Source organism: Streptomyces sp. 8P21H-1 (assembly GCF_013302945.1).
The window spans coordinates 1-4,644 of the sequence record NZ_JABTYA010000133.1; the positions used below are offsets into that span (position 1 = coordinate 1).

At 74.0% G+C, this 4,644-nt stretch carries 4 protein-coding genes; all 4 read right to left on the minus strand.

Features of this window, described 5'->3' with window-relative positions:
• Positions 1–1,497 (minus strand): acyl-CoA dehydrogenase family protein (locus tag HO151_RS02390; protein ID WP_173894472.1); only part of this gene is annotated, 1,497 nt, incomplete at its 3' end.
• An 89-nt stretch (positions 1,498–1,586) separates the two neighbouring features.
• Positions 1,587–2,576, minus strand: coding sequence for a 2,3-diaminopropionate biosynthesis protein SbnA (sbnA, locus tag HO151_RS02395; RefSeq protein WP_173894473.1), 990 nt, complete (start codon positions 2,574–2,576; stop codon positions 1,587–1,589).
• Between the two features lie 71 nt (positions 2,577–2,647).
• Positions 2,648–3,730 (minus strand): 2,3-diaminopropionate biosynthesis protein SbnB, encoded by a 1,083-nt coding sequence (gene sbnB / locus HO151_RS02400; protein WP_173894474.1) that lies wholly within the window; start codon positions 3,728–3,730, stop codon positions 2,648–2,650.
• On the minus strand, positions 3,727–4,644 hold a 918-nt coding region (locus HO151_RS02405), incomplete at its 5' end, for a TauD/TfdA family dioxygenase (protein WP_173894475.1). The genes HO151_RS02405 and sbnB, both read right to left, overlap by 4 nt.

Genomic DNA, 4,644 nt, shown 5'->3' on the forward strand with positions numbered 1-4,644 from the left:
CTGGAGCACCAGGGCGATCCGCTCGGCCAGCCGCCGGGCGCGCCCCTCGGCGCCGTCCAGGTCGGCGAGGTCGGTCAGCAGGTCCTTGATCGCGCCGTCCAGCCGGTGGTCGGCGCCGCGCGCCAGGCCGACCTCCCGGAGGTACGCGTCCAGGGCCGCCGGCTCCCGCTGGAGCGCCCGCAGCACGTCGAGGGCCTGGACGTTGCCCGCGCCCTCCCAGATGGAGTTCAGCGGCGACTCGCGCAGCAGCCGCGGCATGCCGGACTCCTCCACGTACCCGTTGCCGCCCAGGCACTCCAGCGCCTCCGCCACGACCGGTGTGCACCGCTTGGTCACCCAGTACTTCGCCGCCGGCACCGCGAGCCGCAGGAAGGCCCGCTCCCGCTCGCCGCCGTCGTCGTACGCGGCGGCGAGGCGCAGCCCGAGGGTCGTCGCCGCCTCGGACTCCAGGGCCAGGTCCGCCAGCACGTTGCGCATCAGCGGCTTGTCGAGCAGCCTGCCGCCGAACGCCTCGCGGTACGTGCAGTGGTGCACGGCCTGCGCGACGGCCTGCCGCATCAGCGCCGCCGAGCCGAGCACGCAGTCGAGCCGGGTCGCCGCGACCATCCCGATGATGGTGCGCACCCCGCGCCCCTCCTCGCCGACCCGGCGCGCCCAGGTCCCGTCGAACTCGACCTCCGCGGAGGCGTTCGACCGGTTGCCCAGCTTGTCCTTGAGCCGCTGGATCCTGAAGACGTTGCGGGTGCCGTCCGCCAGCACGCGCGGCACCAGGAAGCAGGTCGGGCCCTCCCGCCCGGCCGGGCCCGCCTGCGCCAGCACCAGGAAGCCGTCCGACATTGGGGCCGAGCAGAACCACTTGTGGCCCGTCAGCTCGTACGTCCCGTCCTCGGCGAGCGGGCGCGCGGACGTCGTGTTCGCGCGGACGTCGCTGCCGCCCTGCTTCTCCGTCATGCCCATCCCGAAGAGCACACCCGCCTTCCGGGCGGCCGGGCGCAGGTCCTGGTCGTAGACCGTGGAGGTGAGCCGGGGCTCCCACTCGGCCGCCAGCGCCGGGTCGGCGCGCAGCGCGGGCACCGCCGCGTGCGTCATCGACAGCGGACAGCCGTTGCCCGCCTCGACCTGGCTCCACACCAGGAAGCCGGCCGCGCGCCGCACGTGCCCGCCGGGCCGCGACCAGGCGGCCGTCAGCCCCGCCGAGACGCCCTTGCCCAGCAGCCGGTGCCAGGACGGGTGGAACTCGACCTCGTCCAGGCGCTCGCCGTAGCGGTCGTGGGTGCGCAGCCTCGGCGGGTTCTCGTTGGCCAGCTCCCCCCACTTCTGCACCTGGGCGGAACCGGACGTGCGCCCGAGGGAGGTGAGTTCGTCGCGCGCCCCGTCGAGCAGCGCGGGATCGAGGTGCCGCTCGACCGCCTCCACCAGGGCCCGGTCGGCGTTGTAGAGGTCGTACGCGACCAGCGGCGGAGCCTGGTTGGTCACGGTGTGGGTGCTGGCTGCCATGCATGCGAACCTACCCGCGGTGCGGCGATCGTCACCAAACTCCCGCCGCACCCCTCCGCGTGCCGTGCGCCGGTGCGCCGTCGTCCGCCTCAGGCCGGGCGCGAGAGGGCGGCCAGGTCGCCGGAGCCGAGCGTGTCCCCGGCCTGGTGCGGGCTCGCGGACCAGGTGGGGCTGTGGACCGTGTCGAGGTAGCGCTCGCCGAGGTCGGGGGCGATGGCCACCGATGTGAGGTCCCGGTCCCCGTGCCGGTCCAGCCAGGCGGACGCCCCGCTCACCACCGTGCCGGTGGAGCCGCCGAACAGGAACCCCCGCGCGGCCAGCCGGCGGCAGACGAGGACGGTGTCCGCCTCCTCCACGTGCACCACGTCGTCGACGTACGACCTGTCGAGCAGCGGCGGACGGACGCCCATGCCCAGGCCGGGGATCACCCGGGGGCGCGCGGGCCCGCCGAAGGTCACCGAGCCGACGCTGTCCACCGCGACGATCCGCACCCGGCGCCGCCACTGCCAGAACCAGCGCGCGCACCCCATCAGGGTGCCGGTGGTGCCGGCCCCGACGAACAGCACGTCCAGGTCCGGGAAGCGGCGGGCGATGGACGGCGCCGTGGTGCGGTAGTGCGCCCGCCAGTTGCCCTGGTTGGCGTACTGGTTGAGCCAGACGTACCGGTCGTCCGCGGCGCACAGGGCGCGCACGTACGCGATCCGGGCGCCCAGGAAGCCGCCGTGCAGGGCGGGCTCGTCCACGACGTGGACCACGCTGCCCAGCGCCTCCATCATCCGCCGGGTGGCCGGGTTGCAGCGCGCGTCGGTCACGCACAGGAACCCGTAGCCGCGGCTCGCGGCGAGCACGCTCAGCGCCACGCCCAGGTTCCCGGACGACGACTCGACCAGGACGGACCCCGGGCGCAGGGCGCCGCCGCGCTCGGCGGCGTCCACCATCTCGGTGGCCGCCTTCATCTTGATCGACCCGGCGAAGTTGAAGCCCTCGCACTTCAGGAAGAGCGCAAGCCCCAGCGTCGCCCGCAGGTCGACGTAGAGCTCGTCCTCGTTGAACTCCGAAGGATCGGATATGACGGGCATGATGTCCCCCTCCTCATGCGGCCTTCGTGCGGCGCCGTGCCCGCGTCCCGTGCGGCACGGCGCCCCGCCGGTCAGCCGTACCGGCGCAGTTCGTGGAAGAACCCGTCCACGACGTGCGGCTCGCCCCGCCGGGCCACCTCGTCGTGGACGAACTTGCCGACCGCGAGGTCCAGGACCCCGAGGCCGAAGGGCGAGAAGACCACCGTCCGGTCGGCCGGTACGTCCACCCGCCCGCACAGCACGTCGTCCAGCGTGCCGTCGAGGAAGTCCCGGCCCCCGGTGAGCCGTTCCGCCAGGTGCGGCGAGGTCTCCGCCTTCAGGCAGTGCTCGACGTCGTCGACGAAGTTGGCCGAGGCGAGCAGGACCTCGGGTGCCAGGTCGCGCAGCGACACGTGCAGCACCAGCGGGGCGTGGCCGAACCAGCCGGGGTCGTGGACGTGCGGCTCGCCCGCCACGGTGGCGAAGACCACCAGGTCGCTGGAGCGGATCAGCGACTCGGCACCGTCGTGCACGGTGATCCGGCCCTCGGCGCCCGAGCGTTCCAGATAGCCGCCGAAGCCGGCCGCGCTGTCCGCGGACAGGTCGAAGACCCCGGTCTCCTCGAACGACCAGCCGGTGGCCGTCAGATGGGTGTGGATGTAGCGGGCGATCAGGCCCGTGCCGACGAAGCCGACGCGGGCCGGGCGGGCCCGGCCGCGGCTGAGCCGGTCGGCCGCGAGGGCGGCCGAGGACGCCGTCCGGGTGGCGCTGATGATCGAGCTCTCCAGGCAGGCGAACGGGTAGCCCGTGTCGTGGTCGTTGAGGATCAGCACGGCCGAGGCGCGCGGCAGCCCGGCCGCCGTGTTCCCGGGGAAGCTGGAGATCCACTTCAGGCCGTCCACCCGGACCGGGCCGCCGATCGACGCCGGCAGCGCGATGATCCGGGACGAGGGGCGGTCCGGGAAGCGCAGGAAGTACGAGGGCGGGTTCACCGAGTCGCCCTCCCCGTGCAGCCGGTACACCTCCTCGACGAGGTCCGCGATCCGGGCCTCCTGCCCTTCCAGTGCCTGCTGCACCTGGGTCCCGGAGATCACGGTGAACGGGGGAGGGGTGAGCGCCCCCGGCGCCGGCTGTGCCGTGCGGTCCGTGCCGGTCGTAGGGTCCGTGCCGGTCATGCGGTCCTCGCTCCGGTCGTCGGTGCGCCGTCGGTGAACCGGACCGGATCGGCCAGCGCGGCGAGTACCTCGCGCGGCCCCTCGAAGGGCTCCCTGCTGTGCGCGGTGCGGATGTTGTCGACGAGCAGCAGGTCGCCGGAGCGCCACGGCTCGCGCAGGGTGTGCGCCTCGTACACCTCGTTGATCCGCCGCACGATGTCCTCGCCGATCGGGCCGCCGTTGCCGTAGCGGGTGTTGAAGGGGAGCCCGTCGGGCCCGTAGACGTCCACCAGGTACTCCCGGACCTCGGGGTCCATCGTCCACTCGTTGAGGAAGGCGATCTGGTTGAACCAGCAGTGCTGTCCCGTGACGGGGTGGCGGGCCACCGCCGCACGGCGCTGCCGGGTGTGCAGGGAGCCGTCGCCCTGCCAGGCGAACTCGATCGCGCGGGCCCGGCAGTAGCGCTCCACGGCGGCGCGGTCCGCGGTGCCGAAGGCCTCGGTGAGCGTGGCCCCGATCTCGTCGTTGTACGTGCGGGTGAGCAGCCAGCCCTCCCGCACGAACCGCTCGGTGAGGGCGCCGGGCAGCGCGTCCAGCACGGCCGCCGCGTCGGCGACCGCGGTGGCGCCGCCACCGTCCGGCGCGTCGAGGCACGCGAACAGCATGAGGCGGGGGAACTCCAGGGCGTAGCTCAGCTCGTGATGCATGCACATCGGCTGGTTGGGCGGCCACTTGGACGAGGAGTACACGCCGTCCGCGTACGTCCGCCGGGGCGCGAAGGACTCCCGGTCCGGCATCAGGTCGTCGGCCAGGCGCCGGAAGACGTCCGCGGTGGTGTCCGGGTCGCTCAGTCCCAGACCGCGGACCATGAGGCTGCCGTGCCCGGCGACCACGGCGCGCAGCGCGTCGCGGTGCGCCGCCGCCCAGCCGGCCGT